The sequence below is a fragment of the Bifidobacterium sp. LH_730 genome, assembly GCF_056355835.1.
This window is the reverse complement of sequence record NZ_JBKETB010000037.1, coordinates 1-833: the sequence shown is the minus strand read 5'-3', so window position 1 is coordinate 833 and position 833 is coordinate 1. Positions and strand designations below refer to the sequence as shown.

Annotated in this window: 1 protein-coding gene; it reads left to right on the top strand. The window is 63.9% G+C overall.

The window, feature by feature from the left end:
* The first annotated feature begins 30 nt into the window (after positions 1-30).
* Positions 31-753: an HNH endonuclease gene (locus tag AC1AUD_RS13710; RefSeq protein WP_476574934.1), complete on the top strand. Its 723-nt coding sequence runs from the start codon at positions 31-33 to the stop codon at positions 751-753.
* The last annotated feature ends 80 nt before the right edge of the window (positions 754-833 follow it).

The following is an 833-nucleotide window of genomic DNA, read 5'->3' as shown; positions in this document are numbered from 1 at the left end:
TGGCTAGGCGCAAGCGCAGGGAGGCCGAGCGTGCCGCGTAGACAGGTAGTCGCCCCAGCGATACGTGCGGCGGAGATAGCGGCGTGGGGCAATGATTGTTGGCTTGAATTGCCCGGCTGCACCCGTGTTGGCGAGGAAGACGACCACATAGTGCCCCACGCGCATGGTGGCAAGGACACCGTGCCGAACCTACGGCGCGCGTGCAAGCACTGCAACGCCAGCCGTCAAGACCGCGTGCTGTACGGGTACGGCTGCCGCTTGCACATGATCGTGTGCCCGCCCGGCTCATGCGACCGCGAGGCCGTGGACTGGATACAGGCGCACGCCAAGGCCAGTGACCCGGTGGTGTCGTGGGCCGCGCTGTCCGCCGCCATGAACGTGGACGATACCGACATGGAGCAACGCCGGGCGGTGGCTATGGCGTGGTCTGCGGCCTACCGGCAGTTCGCCAAGAGCAAGGCACCGTTGGACGTGTGGCTGGTGCGAACCATCCCCGCCAGCCGCCGCCACCCGCACATGCTGGCCGAGTGGATAGCCTTGGACTACGACATACAGGTGCTGGACCCCGGCTATGAAGAGAGCATGGCGAGGGCGCGCAACGACCTGTACCGCGATCTGGTGCGCCAGTGGTACGGCTACCGCCTATCGCAAGCCATCGTGGACGCAAGGCAAGCCGCCCGCCGCCGTCGGCTCGCTGCCCTTGGCTTGCGTTCCATGCCATCTTCGGTGCCGTCTTCGCGGCCGGAATGGTGATTTTTTAAGCAATCGACGCGAAGGAAGACCCCGCGCCCAGTTTTTTACTCTCTCAAAACGGATAAAAAATATTTGAAAAA